The 21,350-nt window shown below is 70.4% G+C and carries 21 protein-coding genes and 5 pseudogenes; 16 read left to right on the forward strand and 10 right to left on the reverse strand.

From position 1 onward, the window contains the following. Window positions 1–105: 105 nt before the first annotated feature. On the reverse strand, window positions 106–1,206 hold the full coding sequence (locus K6K41_RS21640; protein ID WP_261402222.1) for a sigma-54 interaction domain-containing protein: 1,101 nt from the start codon (window positions 1,204–1,206) through the stop codon (window positions 106–108). Further along, on the reverse strand, window positions 1,097–1,531 hold the full coding sequence (locus tag K6K41_RS21645) for a hypothetical protein (protein ID WP_261402223.1): 435 nt from the start codon (window positions 1,529–1,531) through the stop codon (window positions 1,097–1,099). Before K6K41_RS21645 ends, K6K41_RS21640 begins: the two co-directional genes overlap by 110 nt. 284 nt (window positions 1,532–1,815) lie before the next feature. Between K6K41_RS21645 and K6K41_RS21650 the strand changes: the two genes are divergently transcribed. Further along, window positions 1,816–3,213 (forward strand): EAL domain-containing protein, encoded by a 1,398-nt coding sequence (locus tag K6K41_RS21650; protein WP_261402224.1) that lies wholly within the window; start codon window positions 1,816–1,818, stop codon window positions 3,211–3,213. Between the two features lie 9 nt (window positions 3,214–3,222). Here K6K41_RS21650 and K6K41_RS21655 read toward each other — a convergent pair whose 3' ends face one another. The 3 genes from K6K41_RS21655 to K6K41_RS21665 form a co-directional block, all read right to left on the reverse strand. Continuing rightward, entirely contained in the window at window positions 3,223–3,828 is a 606-nt protein-coding gene (locus tag K6K41_RS21655) for a GNAT family N-acetyltransferase (RefSeq protein WP_261402225.1), read from the reverse strand. Beyond that, window positions 3,825–5,909, reverse strand: a complete 2,085-nt coding sequence (locus K6K41_RS21660) for an acetate--CoA ligase family protein (protein ID WP_261402226.1) — start codon at window positions 5,907–5,909, stop codon at window positions 3,825–3,827. Before K6K41_RS21660 ends, K6K41_RS21655 begins: the two co-directional genes overlap by 4 nt. Before the next feature lie 90 nt (window positions 5,910–5,999). Beyond that, on the reverse strand, window positions 6,000–6,233 hold the full coding sequence (locus K6K41_RS21665; RefSeq protein ID WP_261402227.1) for a hypothetical protein: 234 nt from the start codon (window positions 6,231–6,233) through the stop codon (window positions 6,000–6,002). A 393-nt stretch (window positions 6,234–6,626) separates the two neighbouring features. On the opposite strand from K6K41_RS21665, the pseudogene K6K41_RS21670 reads away from it, so the two are divergent. The 9 genes and pseudogenes from K6K41_RS21670 to K6K41_RS21710 all read left to right on the forward strand — a co-directional run bounded on the left by K6K41_RS21670 (window position 6,627) and on the right by K6K41_RS21710 (window position 12,901). Next, window positions 6,627–8,076: pseudogene (locus K6K41_RS21670) on the forward strand (FAD-linked oxidase C-terminal domain-containing protein). Window positions 8,077–8,132: 56 nt separating this feature from the next. Beyond that, window positions 8,133–9,256 (forward strand): annotated as a pseudogene (locus tag K6K41_RS21675) (FAD-binding protein). Further along, entirely contained in the window at window positions 9,243–9,857 is a 615-nt protein-coding gene (locus K6K41_RS21680; protein WP_261402228.1) for a DUF2585 family protein, read from the forward strand. The pseudogene K6K41_RS21675 and the gene K6K41_RS21680 overlap by 14 nt, the downstream one beginning before the upstream one ends. Window positions 9,858–9,884: 27 nt before the next feature. Then, on the forward strand, window positions 9,885–10,079 hold the full coding sequence (locus K6K41_RS21685) for a hypothetical protein (RefSeq protein ID WP_261402229.1): 195 nt from the start codon (window positions 9,885–9,887) through the stop codon (window positions 10,077–10,079). After that, window positions 10,076–10,279, forward strand: coding sequence for a hypothetical protein (locus K6K41_RS21690; protein WP_261402230.1), 204 nt, complete (start codon window positions 10,076–10,078; stop codon window positions 10,277–10,279). Before K6K41_RS21685 ends, K6K41_RS21690 begins: the two co-directional genes overlap by 4 nt. A gap of 17 nt (window positions 10,280–10,296) precedes the next feature. After that, window positions 10,297–11,632, forward strand: a pseudogene (glcF, locus tag K6K41_RS21695) (glycolate oxidase subunit GlcF). A gap of 116 nt (window positions 11,633–11,748) precedes the next feature. Further along, entirely contained in the window at window positions 11,749–11,922 is a 174-nt protein-coding gene (locus K6K41_RS21700; protein WP_261402231.1) for a DUF2076 domain-containing protein, read from the forward strand. Then, window positions 11,885–12,613: a DUF2076 domain-containing protein gene (locus K6K41_RS21705; RefSeq protein ID WP_261402232.1), complete on the forward strand. Its 729-nt coding sequence runs from the start codon at window positions 11,885–11,887 to the stop codon at window positions 12,611–12,613. The genes K6K41_RS21700 and K6K41_RS21705 overlap by 38 nt, the downstream gene beginning before the upstream one ends. 93 nt (window positions 12,614–12,706) lie before the next feature. Then, window positions 12,707–12,901 (forward strand): hypothetical protein, encoded by a 195-nt coding sequence (locus tag K6K41_RS21710; RefSeq protein WP_261402233.1) that lies wholly within the window; start codon window positions 12,707–12,709, stop codon window positions 12,899–12,901. A gap of 15 nt (window positions 12,902–12,916) precedes the next feature. Here the strand turns inward: K6K41_RS21710 and K6K41_RS21715 are convergent, their stop codons facing one another. Both K6K41_RS21715 and K6K41_RS21720 read right to left on the reverse strand, forming a co-directional pair. Then, complete coding sequence (locus K6K41_RS21715) at window positions 12,917–13,279, reverse strand: response regulator (protein ID WP_261402234.1); 363 nt, start codon at window positions 13,277–13,279, stop codon at window positions 12,917–12,919. A 363-nt stretch (window positions 13,280–13,642) separates the two neighbouring features. Beyond that, window positions 13,643–14,722 (reverse strand): L,D-transpeptidase, encoded by a 1,080-nt coding sequence (locus K6K41_RS21720; RefSeq protein WP_428978540.1) that lies wholly within the window; start codon window positions 14,720–14,722, stop codon window positions 13,643–13,645. 164 nt (window positions 14,723–14,886) lie between these two features. Between K6K41_RS21720 and K6K41_RS21725 the strand changes: the two genes are divergently transcribed. Then, on the forward strand, window positions 14,887–15,417 hold the full coding sequence (locus tag K6K41_RS21725; protein WP_261402235.1) for a GNAT family N-acetyltransferase: 531 nt from the start codon (window positions 14,887–14,889) through the stop codon (window positions 15,415–15,417). On the opposite strand, the gene K6K41_RS21730 is transcribed toward K6K41_RS21725, so the two are convergent. After that, window positions 15,374–15,811, reverse strand: a complete 438-nt coding sequence (locus tag K6K41_RS21730; RefSeq protein ID WP_261402236.1) for a MarR family winged helix-turn-helix transcriptional regulator — start codon at window positions 15,809–15,811, stop codon at window positions 15,374–15,376. The genes K6K41_RS21725 and K6K41_RS21730 overlap by 44 nt on opposite strands. Before the next feature lie 193 nt (window positions 15,812–16,004). On the opposite strand from K6K41_RS21730, the gene K6K41_RS21735 reads away from it, so the two are divergent. The 4 genes and pseudogenes from K6K41_RS21735 (at window position 16,005) to groL (ending at window position 19,378) form a co-directional block, all read left to right on the forward strand. Continuing rightward, window positions 16,005–16,658, forward strand: coding sequence for an aldo/keto reductase (locus tag K6K41_RS21735; protein ID WP_261402237.1), 654 nt, complete (start codon window positions 16,005–16,007; stop codon window positions 16,656–16,658). Further along, on the forward strand, window positions 16,655–17,119 hold the full coding sequence (locus K6K41_RS21740) for an aldo/keto reductase (protein ID WP_261402238.1): 465 nt from the start codon (window positions 16,655–16,657) through the stop codon (window positions 17,117–17,119). Before K6K41_RS21735 ends, K6K41_RS21740 begins: the two co-directional genes overlap by 4 nt. A 249-nt stretch (window positions 17,120–17,368) precedes the next feature. Beyond that, window positions 17,369–17,653 (forward strand): co-chaperone GroES, encoded by a 285-nt coding sequence (locus tag K6K41_RS21745; RefSeq protein WP_261402239.1) that lies wholly within the window; start codon window positions 17,369–17,371, stop codon window positions 17,651–17,653. 89 nt (window positions 17,654–17,742) lie between these two features. Then, window positions 17,743–19,378 (forward strand): annotated as a pseudogene (gene groL / locus K6K41_RS21750) (chaperonin GroEL). Window positions 19,379–19,513: 135 nt separating this feature from the next. Here groL and K6K41_RS29735 read toward each other — a convergent pair. Both K6K41_RS29735 and K6K41_RS29740 read right to left on the reverse strand, forming a co-directional pair. Then, window positions 19,514–19,936: a helix-turn-helix transcriptional regulator gene (locus tag K6K41_RS29735; protein ID WP_315855073.1), complete on the reverse strand. Its 423-nt coding sequence runs from the start codon at window positions 19,934–19,936 to the stop codon at window positions 19,514–19,516. Beyond that, entirely contained in the window at window positions 19,933–20,286 is a 354-nt protein-coding gene (locus K6K41_RS29740) for a hypothetical protein (RefSeq protein WP_315855074.1), read from the reverse strand. The genes K6K41_RS29735 and K6K41_RS29740 overlap by 4 nt, the downstream gene beginning before the upstream one ends. Before the next feature lie 58 nt (window positions 20,287–20,344). On the opposite strand from K6K41_RS29740, the pseudogene K6K41_RS21760 reads away from it, so the two are divergent. Further along, a pseudogene (locus K6K41_RS21760) lies at window positions 20,345–21,345 on the forward strand (MBL fold metallo-hydrolase). The last annotated feature ends 5 nt before the right edge of the window (window positions 21,346–21,350 follow it).

Below are 21,350 nucleotides of genomic sequence, written 5' to 3' on the forward strand. Positions count from 1 at the left end.
AGTAAATCTTATCATTTGATTATTTCCCCCACTGTTCTTTGAAGCAGGGGCGATTGCTAATGCTTGTGAACGAAAGAATCCACTCGCGTCGGCGTGATCGAACCTTCAGGCTGCTCCATCGAGCTCCGCCCAGCGCTCGCGCTTGCGATAGATGGTCGAGGGACTGAGCTCGAGCGCGGCTGCGGCGCGCGCCGTGTTGCCGCCGAAGGTGACGAGCGCCTGTTCGATGATGCGCCGTTCGGAGATCCAGAACGGCTCGATGTCCGCCTCGCCGACGGCAGGCTGCGCGAACGAGCGGACCGCGTTGAGGGCGCCGACCTCGACGGGCAGCATGTCGGGCGTCACCTCCTCGCCCTCGCCGAGCACCACGGCGCGGCGCACGACGTTCTGGAGTTCGCGCACGTTGCCCGGCCAGTCATGGGCGCGCATCCGGCGCATGGCCTCGTCGGAGAAACGGCGGAACGCGCGGCCCTCCTCGGCGGCGAAGCGCGTGAGGAAGGCCTGCGCCAGCGCCTCGACGTCCGATCCGCGCTCGCGCAGCGCCGGCAGGCGGATCGGCAGGACGTGCAGACGGTAATAAAGGTCTTGCCGGAAGCGGCCGGCCAGCACCTCGGCCTGGGGATCGCGATGGGTCGCGCAGACGATGCGCAGGTCCGCGACGCGGGCGCGCGCCTCGCCGACCCGGCGGAACTCGCCGGTCTGCAGCACGCGCAGGAGCTTGGCTTGGAGCGACAGCTCCATCTCGCCGATCTCGTCGAGGAAGAGGGTGCCGCCCTGGGCCGCCTCCACCGCGCCGGCCCGGTCCTCGCTTGCGCCCGTGAAGGCGCCGCGGACATGGCCGAAGACTTCCGACTCCATGAGTTCGCGCGGGATCGCGCCACAGTTCAGCGCCACGAACGGTTTTTGCGCGCGGCCCGAGCGGGCGTGGATCGCCTCGGCGCAGAGCTCCTTGCCCGAGCCGCTCTCGCCCATGACGAAGACGGGCGCGCGCGAGGGCGCGATGCGCTCGATCTCGGCGTAGAGCGCGCGCATGGCGGGCGACGAGCCCACGAACGAGTCGAAGTCGAAGCCGCCGCCGGGTTTCTCGGGCGTCGCCTCATCGTCTGCCGCGCGCTCGGCGATCTCCGCGAAACGCGGCGCGAGCCGCCGGGCGAGGGCGTCGGGCGTATAGGGCTTCAGGACAAAGTCGACCGCGCCGCGCCGCATCGCCTCGACGGCGAGCGCGACCGAGCCGGCGAGATGGTCGATGGTTTCGAGCGAGCACGAGGGCGCAGAGGAGAGGCCGGAGATGGTCGATGGTTTCGAGCGAGCCGCGCTCGGGCAGGTCCACCACCGCGAGCGCCGCGCCGCGCAGAGCGCCCGGAGACGCAGCGTCGGCGTGGGCGAGCGCCGCCACCACTTCGCCGCCGCCGGCGGTGGCCACGCCCGAAGTCGCGACGCGGGTCGAGGCGAGGTCGCCGTCCACCACCGCGACGCGCGTGCGGGCGAGCGGCGCAAGGCCTGCGGCGTCCCTCGTCAGCGGTCGGGCCATGGATCCTCGGTCGGGCGGCGGGGCCTGAAATGGCCGGGTTAGATCCTACGCCGGTTCGCCACGAAGGTCGTCGAACAGGGTAAACGAAAGATGATCGAGCGGCCGGTTCGCGCGGCCAGGGCGGGGGCCGAAACGCGGCCGGTCGCCGTCGCGGCGGCTCTGCGCCTCTCTCTTGCGACGACATCGTTATGGAAAAGCTCAGCTTCCGGGCTTGCGCATTAGGTCGGCGTCTGCGAATCGGCGATGATCTTTCAACGAATTCTTTTCCGCCGGACCTGCGACGCATGTCGAAACCCGCCGTCATCTTCGTCGCCGCCGCCATGGCGGTGACGGCGGGATGCGTCTCGGTCATCGCGAGCTTTGGGCTCGGGCTCGGCTTCGGCGAGTCCTTCGCCGCGGGGCTTGCGGCGCTCGCCGGCATGGCGGTGATCCATCTCGCCTTCCTGCGCGTCCAGCCGCGCGAGGACAGCCGCCTCGACGAGCTCGACCGCTTCACCAGCGACCTGCACGACCGGCTGGAGTCGATCGAGACCCGGTTCGAGCGGCTGGAGAGCGCGATGGGCGATCGGGCCCGCGCGGCCACGAAGCCGCTCGTCGAGGAGATCGCCGCGCTCGGCTCGCTCGTCACCACCGTGGCCAAGGAGGTCGCGGCCCACGACCTCACGATCAAGCGGCTGTCGGCGCCGAAGGTCGAGGCGCCCGAGCCGCCTCCCGCCCGCGCGCCCGAGCCGCCGGCTCCTCCGCCGCCGGCCTACCGGGCCGAAACGCCTGCGCCGCAGCCGCGTCGCGCGTCGGCGCGGCCGCAGATCCCCGCCCAGCCCGCGAAGATGCAGGCGCCGGAACCGTTCGATCCGGGCGCCGACGACGGCGCCGAGGCGCCCCTTCAGGCCCCGCTCGAAAGCCGCCTCGAACGCGCCTTGGCCGAGGACCGGATCGAGCCCTACCTCCAGCCGATCGTGACGCTGCCGAGCCGGCGCACCGCCCATTACGAGGCGTTTTCGCGCCTCGTGGAGGACGACGGCGTGCTGGCGGCCGCGCAGTTCGTCGACACGGCCAGCGCGGAAGGAAAGTTGCCGCAGCTCGACCGGCGCATTCTCGAACGCTGCGCTTCGGTCGCGCTGCGCGTCTCGGCGCGGGGCGGCGGGCTACTGTTCCTCAACGTCGCGCGCGACACGCTGGCCGATCCGGCCGCCTTCGGGGCGATCTCGGCGCTGCTGGAAGCGCAGCAGGAGTTGCGCCGTCTTCTGGTGTTCGAGACGCCCCAGGCGGTGTTCGAGGCGCTGTCGGAGCGCGAGCGCGGCTCCGTCGAGGCGTTGATTTCACAGGGCGTGAGGCTCTCGATCGACAAGGTCGAGGATCTGCGTCTCGATCCGCGCTCGCTCGCCCGCCGCGGCGTGCGCTTCGTCAAGATCCGGGCCGAGCGGCTGCTGGACCCCGGGGCGGCCTCCGGGCTCGCGATCCATCCGGCGGATCTCGCCAATCTTCTGGTGCGCAACGGCGTCGAGCTGATCGCGACCCATGTCGAGGAAGAGCGCACAGTGCCGGAGCTGCTCGACATGGAGGTTCGGCTCGCGCAGGGCGAATTGTTCGGAACGCCGCGCCCGGTACGGCCCGCCGCCTCCGATCAGGGGCGCCCGCAGCCCTCGAGCCCGCGTCTCGTTCCGCGCGCGGCGACGCGCTGAGCGGACAGGTCAGCCGGCCGGCAACACGAGCCTCACGCGCCTGAGGCTGAGATCGTCCGGATCCGGACGAATGTCGAAGCCCAGGTCGCGGCAGATCGCCAGCATCGCGCTGTTTTCTGTCAGCACCTCGCCGGTCACGGACTTCAGGCCTTCGCTCGCCGCCGCCCGGATCATCGCCTGCATCAGCAGCCGCCCGAGGCCGCGGCCCTTCTGGTCGGAGCGCAGCAGGATGGCGTATTCGCCGGTCTCGACGTCAGGGTCGGCATGGAGCTGCACGACGCCGACGGCGTCGCCCCAGTGGTCGATCGCGAGCAGGACCTGGTTTCGGGCGTAGTCGATCTGGGTGAGGCGGGCGATGAAGGCGCGCGGGACCTCCTTCACCGGCGTGAAGAAGCGCTGTCGCAGGTCCTCCGCCGCCACGCCGCGGAAGAAGGCCGCGACGACGGGCTCGTCGTCCGGCCGGATCGGGCGCAGCGTCACGGTCGAGCCGTCGCGCAGGCTGAGCTCGCTTTCGAGCGCCTTCGGATAGGGGCGGATCGCAAGCCGCGGATGCGGTCCGCCGGCGCGGGCGCGCGGCTCCGGAGCGACGCGGATGCGGGCGTCGAACGCGATCACGCCGCGGGCGTCGCGACCAGCGGATTGATCGAAATCTCGCGGATTTCGGGCAGGTCGACCGCGAGCTGGGCGATCTTGAGCAGCGTCAGCGCCACGGCCTCGCGGTCGGCCGCCGGTCGGCCGTCATAGCCGCCGAGCAGGCGCCCGGCCACGGTGCGGTCGATCAGATCGTTGGCGAGGCCGAGATGGAGCGGCGGCAGCTCGACCGAAACGTCGTGGCGCAGCACCGCGTCGCCGCCGCCGGCGCCGAACGCCACCACCGGCCCGAAGACCGGGTCGTCGGCGACGCCGAGATAGAGCTCCTGGCCGTCGTCGGGCTTGACGTTCGGCTGGACCACGAAGCCGTCGATCCGCGCCTGCGGCATGCGCTCGGCAACGCGCGCGAGCATGGCGCGGGCCGTCTCCTCGACCGCCGTCGGGCTTTCGAGCCCGATGCGGACGCCGCCCACAAGCGCGCGTCGCGGAATGTCGGGCGAGACGATCTTGAGCACAGCCCCGCGCGGCCCCATAAGCGCCTGCGCCACCGCGGCGGCGTCGGCCGGCGTCGCGACGAAGGCCTGCGGCAGCGACGGCGCGTCATAGGCGCCGAGCGCTTCGGCGACGTCGGTGGGCGAAAGCCAGTCGCGGCCCTTCGAAAGCGCGGCCTCGACCGCAACGCGGGCGCGCGCGACGTCCGGCGCGAAGCTCGTCGGCGTCGAGGGCGGGGCGGCCAGCAGCGCGGCCTGCGCCTCCACATGGGCGACGAGGTGCATCAGGCCCTGGGCCGCGGCCTCGGGCGTGCGGAAGAACGGGACGTGCGCGGCCTCCAGAATGCGGCGCGGCGCGGGATCGGCTCCAAGGAACGCGGCGAAGACGGGCTTGGGCGGATAGCGGCGCTTTCGCGCGCGCGCCGCGGCCTGCGTCACGGCCTCGGCGCACGGGGCGGCGGGCGAGATCGCGCTCGGCGCATGAACGACGAGGGCGGCGTCGACGCTCTCGTCGGCGAGCGCCGCGTCGAGCGCCGCGCCATAGCGGTCGGGCCCGGCGTCGCCGCAGAGGTCGATCGGGTTTTCGGCCGAGCCGTCGCGCGGCAGCGTCTCCCCGAGCGTTCTGGCCGTGGCCTCGCCGAACTTCGCCGCCGTCCCGCCGCGCGCCAGCAGCCGCGACAGCGCGAGCCGCCCGAGCCCGTCGCTGTTGGAGACGATCGCGACCCGCTTTCCGGTGAGCGGCGCGACATGGGCGAGCGTCGCAGCCGCCTCGAAGAGTTCGGAGAGGTCTGCGACCCGCAGCAGCCCCGAGCGTCGGAAGGCGGCGTCGGCGACGGCGTCCGCGTCCACGAGGCTCGCCTGCACGCCCAAGCCTCGCGCCACGGTCTCGCGCGGGGCAGCCTTCACCAGCACCACGGGCTTGATGCGGGCCGCGGCGCGCGCGGCCGACATGAAGCGGGGCGCGTCCGAGATCTCGTCGAGATAGAGCAGGATCGCGCGCGTGCGCCGGTCGGTGGCGAAGTGGTCCAGAAGGTCGTCGACGTCGACGTCGGCCATGTCGCCGAACGACACCACGCCCGAAAACCCGATCGTGCGGGCGTTGGCCCACTCGATGATCGAGGTCATGACGCCGTTCGACTGGGAGAGCAGCGCGAGTTCGCCTGCGCGCGCGGCGGGCGCGGAGCTGGCGTTGAGGCGGGCGTGCGGGCTCTGGACGCCGAGGCAGCCCGGCCCGACGAGCCGCATGCCGCGTTTGCGCGCAGCCCCCGCCGCGGCCTCCCGGAACGAGGCTGCGCCGGCCCCGGGGGCGAGCGTGACGACGACCGCTGCGCGCGCGCCGGCCGCGCCCGCCGCCTCGACGATCTCGGGCACCGCGGGAGCCGGGGCCGTGACGACCACGAGATCCGGCGGCGTTTCGAGATCTGCGAAGGCGCGCGCGGCCTCGACCCCGTCGATCGAAGCGTGATCGGGGTTCACCAGCCCGATCGGGCCCTTGAAGCCGGAGGCGCGGAGATTGCCGAGAAACACACGGCCGACGCTGCCCTCGCGCGGGCTGCCGCCCGCAAGCGCCACGGAGCGCGGCGAGAAGACGGCGTCGAGATTGCGGACGGTCATGGCGGGTTCCGGTTCGGCGCGCTCAACTTAGAGCAATCGCCGGCCGGACCTAGGGCCTGCGCCGCGAGCGCAGGCCTTCGGGCCGCGCCCTCAGGGCTGGGTGCTGGCGGGCGGATCGCTCGCCGGGAAGCTTTCGTCGAGCTCCTCGTCGAGGGCCTCGTCTTTATCGCCGGTCTTGTCGGCCTCGCCGGATTTCTCGTCGTTTTTCGGCTTTTCGTCCGGCGCTTTCTCGCCGCCGAACAGGACGCCTGCGATGGCCGTGACGGCGAGGGCGCCTTCGGCCTCGGTCCGATGGATGAAGTCAGTCGTCACGATGGAGATCATCCTCCGTTCCGCGCGCCGATAAGCCGGGTCGGCTCTCGATCGGCGGCGCGACGGGACTGTCACGGATGTCTTTGCGCGGCGACGTCCGCCGCGTCAGTGGACACAACGTGAGCGTGGGGCAAGAGTTCAGCGCGCCGGTTTCGGGAGCCCTGTTGTGCGTTCCTGCGCTGCGGCCACTTGAAACCGCTCCAGACACGCGGGCAAATGTCAGTCTGACGAGGCAGATGGCTTCGTCGTCGTCCGGCCCGGGGCCGCGCGTCAGGCGCAGGCGCCCATGCGTCGAGCGCGACTATCGCCTGCCGTGCAACTGATATATCAGAAGCGGCGAAGATGACCGGACCTGCGGCTGGCGAGACGGCTGCAAGAGAAGCCGGGGAACTGAGGGAGACGTCCATGACCGGCATCGCCATGCCCGATCCCGACCCGCGGATCCTCGCGCGGCGCGACGAGATCGTCGCGGGCCTGCGCGCGATCGTGCCGGGCGAGGGGGTGATCGAATCGGAGGACGAGCGGCGCGCCTTCGAGACGGACGCGCTCACCGCCTATCGCCGCATGCCGCTCGCCGTCGTGCTGCCCTCGACCACGCAACAGGTCGCCGAGGTGCTGAAGTTTCTCGACCAACAGGGCGTGCCCGTGATCCCGCGAGGCGCCGGCACCTCGCTCGCCGGCGGCGCGCTGCCGCAGGAGGACGCGGTGGTGGTCGGCGTCTCCAAGATGAAGCGCGTGATCGACGTCAATCTCGGCGACCGCACCATGCGGGTCGAGACCGGCATCACCAATCTCGGCGTCTCGGGCGCGATCGCCCATGAGGGCTTCTTCTACGCCCCGACCCCTCGTCGCAGCTCGCCTGCACCATCGCGGGCAACGTCGCGATGAATTCCGGCGGCGCGCATTGCCTGAAATACGGCGTCACCACCAACAACCTCATGGGCGCGACCTTCGTGACCATGAAGGGCGAGATCGTCGAGATCGGAGGCGACGCGATGGATGCGCCGGGCCTTGATCTGCTCGGGCTCATCTGCGGCTCGGAGGGCCAGTTCGGCATGGTGACCGAAGCCGTCGTGCGCATCCTGCCGATGGCGGAGGGCGCGCGCCCGATCCTGTTCGGCTTCCCCTCGAGCGAGGCCGCAGGCGCTGCGACCGCGGCGGTTCTGGCCGCCGGCATCGTGCCGGTCGCGATCGAATTCATGGACAAGATCGCGATCGACATCTGCGAGGACTTCGCCCACGCCGGCTATCCGATGGACGCCGGGGCGCTGCTGATCGTCGAGGTCGAGGGATCGCCGGACGAGATCGACGAGCAGCTCGCCCGCATCGGCGAGATCGCGAAGGCCAACGGCGCGACTTCGGCCAAGCAGGCGACGACCGCGGCCGAGGCCGCCGCGATCTGGAAGGGCCGCAAGTCCGCCTTCGGCGCGATGGGCCGCATCTCGGACTACATCTGCATGGACGGCACCATCCCGACCGGGCGCCTGCCGGAGGTTCTGGCCCGCATCACCGAGATCTGCGACGGCGCAGGGCTGAAAGTGGCCAACATCTTCCACGCCGGCGACGGCAACCTGCACCCGCTGGTGCTCTACGACATGAACGACCCGGCCTCGCGCTCGCGAAGGCCGAGAAGGCCGGCGAGGACATTCTCGTCGCCTGCGTCGAGGTGGGCGGGTGCCTCACCGGCGAGCACGGCGTCGGCATCGAGAAGCGCGAGCTGATGTCGACCCAGTTCAACGAGACCGAGCTCTATCAGCAGATGCGCGTGAAATCGGCCTTCGACCCCAACTGGCTGCTGAACCCCGCAAAGGTATTCCCGCTGTCGTTCAGCGCCGCGACGAGGAAGGCGGCGTGAGCGATCTCGTCGCGCCAGCCGACGAAGCCGGGATCGCGTCCGCGATCCATGAGGCGATGTCGTCCAAGACCCCGATCGCGATCCGCGGCGCCGGCACCCGCTCGGGGCTCGGGCGGCCCGTTCAGGCGGCGCGAACTGTGACGACCGAGAAGCTGACGGGCGTCACCCTGCTCGAACCCGCCGAGCTCGTGGTCTCGGCGCTCGCCGGAACGCCCGTTGCGGAAGTCGAGGCCGCGCTTGGCCAGGCCGGGCAGCGGCTGGCCTTTGAGCCCTTTGACCATCGCCCGCTCTATGGCGGAAACGGCGCCGAGCCGACGATCGGCGGGCTCGTGGCCACCAACGCTTCCGGCCCGCGCCGCGTCATCGCCGGCGCGGCGCGCGACGCGCTGATCGGGGTGCGGCTCGCGACCGGCCGCGGCGAGGTGATCCGCTCGGGCGGGCGCGTGATGAAGAACGTCACGGGCTACGACCTCGTGAAGCTCGCCTGCGGATCCCACGGGACGCTCGGCGTCGTCACCGAGGCGACGTTCAAGACCTCGCCGATCCCCGAGACCGAGGGCTCGCTCGTGATCGAGGGCCTCGACGACGCCCGCGCAGTCGCGGCGCTCTCGGCCGCCATGGGCTCGCCCTTCGAGCCGAGCGGAACGGCGCATCTGCCGTCCGTCGACGGCGGTCCGGCGCGCACGGTCGTCCGGCTCGAAAACTTCGAGAGCCAGCTCCGCTATCGGCTCGGCGAACTCGAAAAGCTGCTGAAGCCTTATGGCTCCGCCGCGCATCTCGATCGGGAGCCGTCTCGGGCGCTCTGGGGCGAGATCCGCGCCGCCGCGCCGCTGCTCGGCGATCCGTCGCGCGCGGTGTGGCGCGTCTCGGTCGCGCCGTCGCGCGCCGCCGCTTTCGTGGCGTCGCTCGGCCCGCTGGTCGCGGCGCATTTCTATGACTGGAGCGGAGGACTGGTCTGGATCGCGGTCGAGCCCTCCGACGACGCCGGCGCGGCGATCCTGCGTCCCGCGGTCAAGGCTGCGCGCGGCCACGCGACGCTGTTAAGGGCCGAAGATGTGCGCGCGTCGGTCGACGTGTTCGAGCCCGAGCTCCCGCCTTCGCGCGGCTCGCGCGCGAGGTGACGGCGGCGTTCGATCCCGCCGGCGTGCTCAATCCGGGGCGCATGCATGCTCGCAGCTGAAGCCGGGATCGCGGGTCGCAAGCCGGCTGCGGCGACGTCGGCGCTCTGGACGCTCGCCTGCCTCGTCGCCATGGGCGCCTTCGCCGCGCTCCTCGCCATGGGACGCAGCGCGATCTGCCCGTGCGGGACGGTCGAGCTCTGGCACGGCGCGGCGAACGACGACGGCACGTCCCAGCATGTCTCGGACTGGTACTCGCTCTCGCACGTGATCCACGGCTTCCTGTTCTACGGAGCCGCCCATCTCGTGGGGCGGCTGCGGGGCAGGGCGCTCGGCTTCGGGGCGGCGCTGTTCGCCGCCATCTTGGTGGAGGGCGGCTGGGAGCTCCTCGAGAACAGCGCCTTCATCATCGACCGCTACCGCGAGACCACCGCGTCCGACGCCTATGCCGGCGACAGCGTGCTGAACTCGATGGCCGACATCGCCTTCATGGCGCTCGGCTTCTTCGTCGCGCGGCTCGCTCCGGTCTGGACCGTCGTTCTGGCCGCGATCTTCATGGAGCTGTTGGCGCTTTACGTCATCCGGGACAACCTGACCCTCAACGTGCTGATGATCCTGTGGCCGCTCGACGCCGTCCGCGACTGGCAGGCGGCGGTCCGATGAGGCGGCGGGTCGAACGGGACGATCGGAATGAGGGTCTGGAGGCGGCTTCTGGCGGGCGGCGCGCTCCTCGCGCTGTCGGCGCCGGCCGCGGCGCAGGACTGTCCGCCGATCGAGGCGACGCTTGCGGCGGTGATCTCGGAGACGCTCGCCCAACGCGCGGACGTGACCGCGCGGCTATCCTGCCATTTCCCGATCGGCTCTCGTTCAACTCGACCGCCGTGACGCTCGAGAACGAGGGCTTCGACCTGCTCAACAAGACCGAGCGCAGTTTTCACACCTTCCGCACGCTCGGCGGCGAGGAGTTCGTCTCGCGCCGCTTGATTTCGACGGGCCGCGGCCAAGCCGAGTTCCGCGTCACCGTCGCGATGCAGAACCGCAGGCTCGTGCGGTTTTCCGCGCAGTATCTCGCCGCTCCCCGGTGATCTCAGAGTAGCCGCCCATGCAGACCGCCTTCGCTCCCGAACGTCTCGCGGCCGATCCGCAGCTTGCGTCGTCTGAAAAGATCCTGCGCACCTGCGTGCATTGCGGCTTCTGCACCGCGACCTGCCCGACCTATGTCCTGCTCGGCGACGAGCTCGACAGCCCGCGGGGCCGCATCTACCAGATCAAGGACATGCTGGAGGGCGGCAAGGACGCCACGCCCGAGATCGTCAAGCATGTCGACCGCTGCCTGTCGTGCCTCTCCTGCATGACGACCTGTCCCTCCGACGTGCACTACATGCACCTCGTCGACCATGCGCGCGCCCATATCGAGCAGACCTACCGGCGCCCGCTCGCCGACCGGCTGATGCGCGCGACGCTCGCCTTCGTGCTGCCCCATCCGGGGCGCTTCCGGCTGGCGCTTGCGGCCGCCTGGTTCGCCAAGCCGCTCGCGCCGCTTTTCTCTTCCGTGCCGGCTGGCGCGGCTTGGCGCGATGCTGCGGCTTGCGCCCGCAAAGCCCGCGGCGCGCTCCGCGACCGCGAACCAGCGCGTGTTCCCGGCGGCGGGCGAGCGCAAGATGCGCGTCGCCATTCTCCAGGGCTGCGCCCAGGGGGTGCTGGAGCCCGCGATCAATGACGCCGCGATCCGCTTCCTGACGCGACATGGCGTCGAGGTGGTGCAGGCGGAAGGCGAAGGCTGCTGCGGCGCGCTCGTCCATCACATGGGCCGCGAGCACGACTCGCTCGCGAGCGCCCGCCGCAACGTCGACGTCTGGACGCGCGAGATCGAGGCCGGCGGGCTCGACGCGGTGGTGATCACGACGTCGGGCTGCGGCACGACCATCAAGGACTACGGCTTCATGCTGCGCGAGGATCCGGCCTACGCCGAGAAGGCCGCGCGGATCTCCGCGCTCGCCAAGGATTTTTCCGAGGTCGCCATCCGTCTCGGGGTGACGCCCGCCCGCGAGACCGGACAGGCGGTCACCTATCACTCGGCCTGTTCGATGCAGCACGGACAGGCGATCCGCGACGAGCCGAAGGCGCTGCTGAAGGCGGCGGGCTTCCGCGTGAAGGAGCCGGCCGAGGGGCACCTCTGCTGCGGCTCGGCCGGCACCTACAACATCCTCCAGCCCGAGATCGCCACGCGCCTGCGCGACCGCAAGGCCGCCAACATCGCCAGGACCGAGCCCGAGATCGTGGCGGCGGGCAACATCGGCTGCCTCACCCAGCTTCGGCCCGCGCTCGGCGCGCCCTGCGTCCACACCGCGGAGCTGCTCGACTGGGCGACCGGCGGGCCGCTGCCCGAGGCGCTGCAGGGCCGCGTGACGGAGCGGAGGCTCGCGGCGGCGGAGTAAGGCCGGAAACCTTACTGCGAGTTCATGCGGGCGGCCGGCGTTCGGCCAAGATGCGGACACAACTCGGCGCGAGCCTGTCCCGCGTCGATCTTGCGAGGCCCCGGAGGCCCGATCCCATGAACCAAGCCGAACGCGATCTCATCGCGAGCCTGTTCGCCCGCATCAAGCGCACCGAAGGCGCGAGCCGCGACCCGGAGGCCGAGGCCTATATCTCCGACGAGGTCTCGCGTCAGCCGCACGCGCCCCTACGCCATGGCCCAGACCGTGGTGGTGCAGGACGAGGCGCTTAAGGCGGCGCAGGCGCGCATCGAGACGCTGGAGCGCGAGCTCGCGCAAGCTCGGACGGAGGCCGCGGATCGCGCGGAGTACGACCGGCGCGGATCGTCCGCGCCGTCGCCCTGGGGCCCGCGCGCCCGGGAGGCGATGGGACGGCCCGACGAGGACGACGAGCGCGACGGCTACGGCCACCGGGACTATGAGCGCCAAGATTATGAGCGGCGGGACGGCTACGACCGTCGCGACGACGACGCCCCGCGCGCGACGCCGGGCGCGCGTCCGAGCTATGGCGGTTCGGGGCTCGCCTACGGGGCGCCGCCCCAGAGTTCAGGGCCGCAGGGCTACCCGCAGCCGAGCGCGCCGCAGCCTCCGCAGGCGGAGGTTTCGCGCGGTGGAGGCGGATTCCTGTCGGGCGCGCTGCAGACGGCCGCGGGCGTGGCCGCCGGCGCGTTGATTTTCCAGGGCGTGCGTTCGCTCTTCGGCGGCGAGGAGGCGCAGGCCGGCGCGGCGGATCAGGCGGCGCGCGCCGCGGGCGGCGGCGCGGCGGACGACGGCGCGGCTGGCGGATCCACTATGGATCAGATCAGCGACCAGTTTTCCGGCTGGTTCGGCGGAACCGACAAGGCGAACGACGACCATCCGCAGCCTGACGGCGACGACGACGATTTCGACGGGGACAGCGGCGGCGACGATCGCTGGATCTGACGTCGTCCATGCAACCGATCGGCCGTTGGGCCGTTTGTCCGACTTCTGGGGGCAGGGCGCTCTGGCTGCGCCGGTCATCGAAGGAGCTCGACGATGACATTTGATCGCGACGGACATCCGCTCGACGCGCGGGACCGCGTCCTTGCTCCCGACGACAGGTTCGAGGAAGCCCTGCGGGCTTTCGCGGCCGCAGATGACGAGACCTCGTCGGACGACGTGGAGGCGTCGAATTTTCTCGACCGGTTTCCGGTCGCCGCGCGAGAGCGCCGGCGGCCGGACGAGGGGTGAGCGAAGCCCGCGGCCTTACGGGTGGCGGCGGCCGCCCGAGGCCGACGAGATCAGCTTCTCGATCGCCCGCTGGCTGTAGGGCTTGGAGATGAAGGCGACGTCGCGCAGATGCTCGGGCGTCTCGTCGGTCGCCGCGCCCGACACGAAGGCGAAAGGCAAGTTCCGCTCCTTCAGCGACGTCGCGATCTCGTAGGACTTGCCGTCCTCGAGATCGATGTCGAGCAGCGCGAGGTCGAAGGCGCCGCCGAGCGCGCGCTTGGCCTGCTCGATCGACCGGCAGGAGGTGACGTTGGCGTCGGTCCAGCAGCACACGATGGTGGCGAGATCGAGCGCCAGAATGGCGTCGTCTTCAAGAATGAGAACGTTGAACGGCGCCATCAGAACACTCCGGCGATACGCGACCCAGCGCGTAAACGCGGGCGGAGCCTACTGGTTTCATGGTGACGGCTTCGTGACCCGAAAAACTGAAAAGTCTTAATGATCGTTAGGGCTTAGGGCAATTTGTTTCATGCAGCCGGCGAATCGTGGGGCGGCCTGCATGAAGACCGTAGCGTTCGCCTCCTCCACCATCGCTGGCGCGATGGTCCCCCTCCTCTGCTGCGCGGAGGAGGATCAAGGAAGCGTCGAACCGCGCGCGCGGATCCTCCCCTGCGCTTCGGCGCGGGGGAGGGGGACCATGGGCGAAGCCCATGGTGGAGGGGGCCGGCAGGCGTCGCGATCCGCGATCGCCAGCCGGTCGCGTCACATCACCTTGACGGTCGTGCCGACGCCGACGCGGCCGTAAAGGTCGGTGACGTCGTCATTGGTCATGCGGATGCAGCCCGACGAAACCGCGCGCCCGATGGTCCAGGGCTCGTTGGAGCCGTGGATGCGATAGAGCGTCTTGCCGAGATAGAGCGCGCGGGCGCCCAGCGGATTTTCGGGGCCGCCCCCCATCATCACCGGCAGTTCTGGGCGGCGCTGGCGCATCTCGGCCGGCGGGTACCAGTCGGGCCATTCGCGCTTGGCCGAGATGGTCTCGACGCCCTTCCAGGTGAAGCCTTCCTTGCCGACGCCGACGCCGTAGCGGATCGCGGTGCCGTCGCCCTGCACGAGGTAGAGGTACCGCGTCTTGGTGTTGATCACGATCGAGTTCGCCGGCTCCGGCCCGTCATAGCGCACGGTCGTGCGCGCAAACGCCGGGTCCATGGCGCGCCGGCCTTCGGCCGCGCCCATCGAAGACGGCGGGCCGGCGAGGCGGCGCGGAGAGCGCTCGTAGCTCGGCTCGACCGACTCGTAGGAGTAGTCGCCGTCCTCGTAGTAGCGGCGCACGCGCGTGTCGCGGCCCGAATAGCGGCGCGGCGCGACGTAGTCGTCGCCATAGGCCTGCTCGGCGGCGCGCTCGCGCGCGCTCGGGATGCGGCGGACGCGGCGCTCGTAATAGCGGCCCTCGTCCTCCTCGAAGATGTCTTCGGCGTAGCGGCGGCCGTAATAGACGCGCCGTTCGGAGCGCGCGACGGGCGATCGTAGGCGTAGCTGTCGCCATAGGACTGGACGCGGCGCGGCTGGGTCTCGCGCGGGACGTAGTCGGGCGCGGGGATCACCACCGGGTCGGCGGAGACCGGCGCCGGCGAGGCCGCCAATACGGCGAGAGCGAGGGCTCCGCAGGCGCAGGCGGCTGCGAAAGCGCGGACGATGTTCAAGACTTTCGGCTCCTCGACAAAAGGCGCGGCCAAAGCGCGCGCCGACACTCCCATGCCCGCCCGCATGATGCGCCGCGGCGGGCCTCGCGCAAGTGCTTGCGCGTATGATCTGTCCGGACTTGGGCGTGCGAGAGCGCAAATCGAGCGCCGTTACGCTTTCGCAGGCTCCTGTCGCCAAATTGCATCGGGGTTTTGAGGGGATCGCGCGGCCTATCACACCGTCGCGATCCGTCCGTCCGGCTTCCTTTGGAACGCGGCCGACACATATGCGTCCCGGGGCCGAGCGATGGCCGGAGGCCGACCGTGACGCCCGAATTCCTGATCCGCGAAGCGACCGACGACGACGGCGAGGCCCTCGCGGCGCTGCTCGCGCGCGAATGGGCCGCCTATGGCGCGACCCTTTCGCAAGCCGAAAACAAGATGCTGGCGCAGCCGGCCTCGGCCTTCGCCGACGCGGGCGGCCGGCTCTGGCTGGTGACGCGCGACGGCGACGTCGCGGGCTCGCTCGGCGTCGCGCCCGCCGCCCGGCCGGGAGAGTTCGAGCTTCGGCTCCTGTGCCTCGAGACCTCGGCCAGAGGGCAGGGGCTCGCCGCGGCGCTTGTGGTCGGCGCCGACGCCTTCGCGGCGGCTTCCGGCGCGGCGCGGCTCGACGCCTGGGTCGACGAGCGTCTCGCCGACGGCGTCGCCTGCCTTGAACGTCAGGGGTTCGTGCGCGATCCGGGCGTGAGGCGGCGCGGCGACGACGAGCGCGCGCTCGACGCGCACTACTCTCGCGAGGTCGCGTCCGAGATCAGCTCACAGCCTTCCGAAGATCGCCCAGCCGCCGGCGGGTGACCTGCCACGAGCCGAAGCCGAGCCGTCCCTCGATCTCGCCCTGGGCCGAGCGCCACAGCGGCAGCGCGGCGTCGAGCGCCTCCTGGCCCTTCGGGGTGAGCGCCGGCTTGCGGCGCCCGTTCATGCCCTTGAGCGGCGAGACCAGCCCCTCCTTGCGAAGGAGCTGGAGGTTGCGCACCAGCGTGGTCCGCTCGATGTCGATGAGGTCGGCGAGATCCGTGATCGAGATGGCCTCGCCGGCCTCGATCGCGGCCAGCAGCACGAACTGCGTGCCTTTCAGCCCGGACGGGCGCAGCGCCTCGTCGTAGAAGCGCGTCACCGCGCGGGCGGCCATCCGCGTGTGCGAGCAGGCGCACATGTTGTGAATGTCGAGAATTTCATCGCGGGTCGGCATTTTGTGAAGATCGCCGGTGGTCGTTCGTAAATCAAGTGTTCCGGGCGTCGCAGAGGAGCGCGCAGGCTTCACGTCCGCAAATGCGCGAATTCGTGAACCGACTACGACTTTGGTCGAGAGATCAGCGCTCTAGCCTTACCGGTCGACCGCCGCCGACCCCCACGGCGGCTCCCATCGCCACGGAGGCTCTCCCATGACCACCCGCCGAACCTTTATCGCCGGCGCCGCAGCAGGCGTCGCCGCGGGCGCAGCGCTAGCGGCCGTGGCGGCCGCTCCGGCGGCGGCGCAGAACCTGCGGCCGCTCCCCATGAACAAGCCGGGCGGCCGCTATCGCCCGCCGATGCGGGTCGGCATGGGCGGCACGCAGGTCTGCGGCAACTTCTTCCCCACCGGCCCCGAAAAGGCCGCCGCGCTCGAGAGCGCCTGGGCGAACGGCGTCCGCTACTACGACACCTCGCCCTGGTACGGCCTGGGACTGAGCGAGCGTCGCTTCGGCGCCTTCCTGCAGGACAAGCCGCGCGAGGACTACGTGATCTCGACCAAGGTCGGCCGGCTGCTGAAGCCTGACCAGTCGGTCGCGGGCTCCAAGGTCGGCAATTGGGCCGAGGTGCCGCCCTTCAAGCACGTCTACGACTACACGGCGGAAGGAACCCGCCGCTCGATCGAGGACAGCCTGCAGCGCCTCGGGATCGCCTCGCTCGACATCGTGTTCATCCACGACCTCTCGCCCGACAACAAGGATCTCGGCGACTACGCGGCCAAGCTCGAGGAAGCCAAGAAGGGCGCGATGCCCGAACTCACCCGCATGCGCGAGCAGGGGTTGATCAAGGCCTGGGGCTGGGGGTGAACACGCTGGAGCCGGCGCTCGCGGCGTTCGAGGCCGCAGATCCCGACATCATCCTGTCGGCGACGCAGTATTCGCTGATCAAGCACGAGGACGCGCTGAAGCGCCTGATGCCGCTCGCCGAAAAGCGCGGCGCCTCGGTGGTGGTGGGCGCGCCCTTGAACGCCGGCTTCCTCGCCGGCAAGGCGCGCTACGACTACGCCGGCAAGATCCCGGCTGGGGCGCTCGAGAAGCGCGCCAGGATCATGGAGATCGCGGCCCGCCACGCAACCGACATGCGCACCGTGGCGCTGCATTTCGCGGCCGCCCATCCGGTGGTCTCGGCCATCATCCCGGGCGCGCGCGACGCCGCGCAGGCGGCCGAGAACGCCGGCTCGATGCGTATGACGCTCGCGCCCGAAATCTGGCGCGAGCTGCGCGAGGCCAAGATCATCTCGACCGACGCCCCGGTGCCGGAGGCGTAAGGGTCTGTCGCGCCGCCGTCATCGGGGCGGCCGATAGTGGACGGGGGAGCGCGCCGCATTAACCGCGCGGCGCGCTCCGCAAAAATCCTCGGCCCGCGCGCCTCTCGCGGCCTTGACTCTGACCGCCTCCGTTCGTATCTCGCCGACGCGCTGGCACTCTCTCTTCGGGAGTGCTAACAGCGCCGGCGGCCCGGCCGTCACGAGCCTTGAGTTTTCAGAAGCAGACGCCGCTTCAAGAGGATAATCCCCATGAACTTCCGTCCGCTGCACGACCGCGTGGTCGTCCGCCGCCTCACCGCCGAAGAGAAGTCGAAGGGCGGCATCATCATCCCCGACACCGCCAAGGAAAAGCCGCAGGAAGGCGAAGTCGTCGCCGTGGGCCCGGGTGCCCGTGACGCCGGCAAGCTCGTCGAGCTCGACGTCAAGGCCGGCGACAAGATCCTGTTCGGCAAGTGGTCCGGCACCGAAGTCAAGATCGACGGCGAAGAGCTGCTGATCATGAAGGAGTCGGACATCATGGGCGTGATCGCCTGATTTCCGGATCGTGAATTCCAGCCGGCGAGGCGCGGAACGATCCGCAGCCAGCCGGTTTCTTCTGAACCCCGTTTCAAGGAACTGAGAACATGGCTGCGAAAGAGGTACGGTTTTCCGCCGACGCCGCGAGAAGATGCTTCAGGGCGTCGACATCCTCGCCAATGCGGTGAAGGTCACGCTCGGCCCGAAGGGCCGCAACGTCGTGATCGAGAAGTCCTTCGGCGCTCCGCGCATCACCAAAGACGGCGTGACCGTCGCGAAGGAAATCGAGCTCGAGGACAAGTTCCAGAACATGGGCGCGCAGATGGTGCGCGAAGTGGCCTCGAAGACCAACGATCTGGCCGGCGACGGCACCACCACCGCCACCGTTCTGGCCCAGGCGATCGTCCGTGAGGGCGCCAAGTCCGTCGCCGCGGGCATGAACCCGATGGATCTGAAGCGCGGCGTCGATCTCGCCGTCTCCAAGGTCATCGAGCACCTCAAGGCCTCGTCGAAGAAGATCGCGACCTCGGCCGAAGTCGCCCAGGTTGGCACGATCTCGGCCAACGGCGACAAGGAAGTCGGCGACATGATCGCCCACGCCATGCAGAAGGTCGGCAACGAGGGCGTCATCACGGTCGAGGAGGCCAAGAGCCTCGAGACCGAGCTCGAAGTCGTCGAGGGCATGCAGTTCGACCGCGGCTACCTCTCGCCGTACTTCATCACCAACGCCGAGAAGATGATCGCGGACCTCGAGGATCCCTACATCCTCATCCACGAGAAGAAAGCTCTCGGGCCTCCAGGCGATCCTGCCGGTTCTCGAAGCCGTCGTGCAGTCGGGCAAGCCGCTCGTCATCATCGCCGAGGACATCGAGGGCGAGGCGCTCGCCACGCTCGTCGTCAATAAGCTCCGCGGCGGCCTCAAGGTCGCGGCCGTGAAGGCTCCGGGCTTCGGCGACCGCCGCAAGGCGATGCTCGAGGACATCGCGATCCTGACCAACGGCCAGGTGATCTCCGAGGACCTCGGCATCAAGCTCGAGAACGTGACCCTCGACATGCTCGGCCGCGCCAAGAAGGTGACGCTCGAAAAGAAGACCACGATCGTCGACGGCGCCCGGCGAGAAGTCGGCCATCGAGGCCCGCGTCGGCCAGATCAAGGCCCAGATCGAGGAGACCACCTCGGACTACGACCGTGAGAAGCTCCAGGAGCGTCTCGCCAAGCTCGCGGGCGGCGTCGCGGTGATCCGCGTCGGCGGCGCGACCGAGATCGAGGTCAAGGAGAAGAAGGACCGCATCGACGACGCCCTCAACGCGACCCGCGCGGCCGTGGAAGAAGGCATCGTCCCGGGCGGCGGCGTGGCTCTGCTGCGCGCCAAGGCGTCGATCCGCGACATCAAGAACGAGAACTCGGACATCCAGGCCGGCTTCAACATCGTGCTGAAGGCGCTCGAGGCTCCGATCCGTCAGATCGCGACCAACGCCGGCGTCGAAGGTTCGATCGTCGTGGGCAAGCTGCTCGAGACCGACAAGGCGACCTCGGGCTTCAACGCCCAGACCGAAGAGTACGTCGACATGATCGAGGCCGGCATCGTCGACCCGACCAAGGTCGTGCGCACCGCCCTTCAGGACGCGGCTTCGGTCGCGGCGCTGCTCATCACCACCGAGGCGATGGTGGCCGAGCTTCCGAAGAAGGACGCCGGCGCCCCCGCGATGCCGGGCGGCGGCATGGGCGGCATGGACTTCTGAGGACGTCCATAAAAGCCGCCCATCACCAAGAGTGGTGAAGTCGGGCAAGCCCGACTTCACAGGCGGCATGGACTTCTGATGAATTCTTTCCCGAGCGAATGACGAAGGCCACGGAGCGATCCGGGGCCTTTTTCTTTACCGCCTCACGCCCGTCAGGCTGAAGGACGCGGGCGCGCCGAAGGTGCGGCGGAAGTCGTGCGCGAAATGGGGCTGGTCGGAAAAGCCGGCCGCATGGGCCGCCTCGGTGAGGTTCGCGCCGCCGATCACCGCGCCGATCGCGCGGCGCATGCGCGTCCAGGCGCGGTAGCGGCGGAACGGCACGCCGGCCTCTTCGGCGAAGAGATGCTGAAGGCGCGACGGAGACAGCGAGACCGCAAGGGCGGCGTCGGCCAATGACAGGCGATCGTTGGCCTCGAGCAGCCCGATCGCCGCCGCGACCCGCGGATCGATGCTCCGCCGCGCGCGTCGCCCGCCGAAGTCCAGAACGTCGTCGAGCGCCTCGCCGGCCCAGGCCGCGCTGTCGCGGTCCTCGTGCAGGCGCCGGACCAGCGAGATCACGTTCGAGCGCCGACGAGCGCGGCGCCCGTCTCCTCGACGTCGCGCATCAGCGGACGGAAGGCGTCCGCCCCCGCGACGCTCGGCTCGACATAGAGCACGGCGATCGGATCCATCCCGACCCGCAATTCGTGGACGACCCCGGCCGGGACCATCGCGGCCTCGCAGGCGCGCCACGGTCCGTCCGCGATCCGGACGCCGAACGGGCCGCCGAGGCTCGACAGGAACACCGGCGCGCCGTGCTGGTGCGGGGCGTTGTAGTCGAGCGGGCCGACGAACAGGGTTCGGGCGGCGTCGACCCGCCACAGCGGGCCGGGGCCGGCAGCCGGTTCGTACAAGCGCGCAGCGCCCATGGAGGCTAGCGTCTCCTAATCGGGCGCCCGACCAAGAGGCGCCGCGGGGACGCTAGCCATGGCCCGGACCCAAGTCATCCTGTCCAGACGGAGGGTTCTGACGGCGGCCGGCGCCGCGCTCGCCGCACCCGCGATCCTGCGCCAAGCCTCGGGGCCGGCCGAGGCCGCGCCGGCGCGGCCCGAGACGCCGCTGTTCCGCCGCCTGCGGCTCGGGACGCTCGACCTCGTCGTCCTGTCCGACGCGAGCGTGATGATCGACGGGCCCTGGCCGATCGTGGGCGAGGACCGGCCAAAGGAAGAGGTCGAGCGGCTGATGCGCGACAGCCTTCTGCCGCCCGCGCGTTTCCGGCCGGGCTTCAGTCCCGTGCTGATCGACGACGGGCGGACCCGCACGCTGATCGACGCCGGCAACGGCGCGGACGGCTTCGTCCCGCGGCCGGCCGGCGGCCGCCTGGTCGAGGCGCTGGCGGGCGCCGGCTATTCTCCCGGCGACATCGATCTCGTGGCGCTGACCCACGCCCATGTCGACCACATCGGCGGCCTTCTCGACGGCGGCGCGCCGGCCTTCCCGAACGCACGCGTCGCGATCGGCGAGATCGAGCGCGCCTTCTGGAAGAACCCGCGCGGCTCTCCGCGCCGGAAGGCTCGAACGAGCTGAAGTCCGCAAAGCTCTTCGCCAGGACGATCGAGGCGCTCGGCGACCGGCTGGATGTGGTGAAGCCGGGCCAGGAGGTCGTCGCCGGCGTCTCGGCGCTCGGCGCCTACGGCCACACGCCCGGGCATCTCGCCTTCCATGTCGAGAGCGGGGGGCGGCGGCTGCTGGTTTGGGGCGACTGCGCGCATCACGAGGTCGCCTCGCTCGCCCATCCCGAATGGAGCGCGTTCTTCGACATGGACAAGGAGCAGGGCCGGGCGACGCGCGCGAAGATCTACGACATGGCCGCGGCCGAGCGGCTGCCCGTGCTCGGCTATCACACGTCGTTTCCCTCGCTCGGCTTCGTCACGCGCGAGGGGACGGGCTACCGCTGGGTTCCGGAGAGCTATCAGTTCGCGGAATGACGTCA

It is taken from the genome of Chenggangzhangella methanolivorans (assembly GCF_019797865.1).
Taxonomy (GTDB): Bacteria; Pseudomonadota; Alphaproteobacteria; order Rhizobiales; family Methylopilaceae; genus Methylopila; species Methylopila methanolivorans.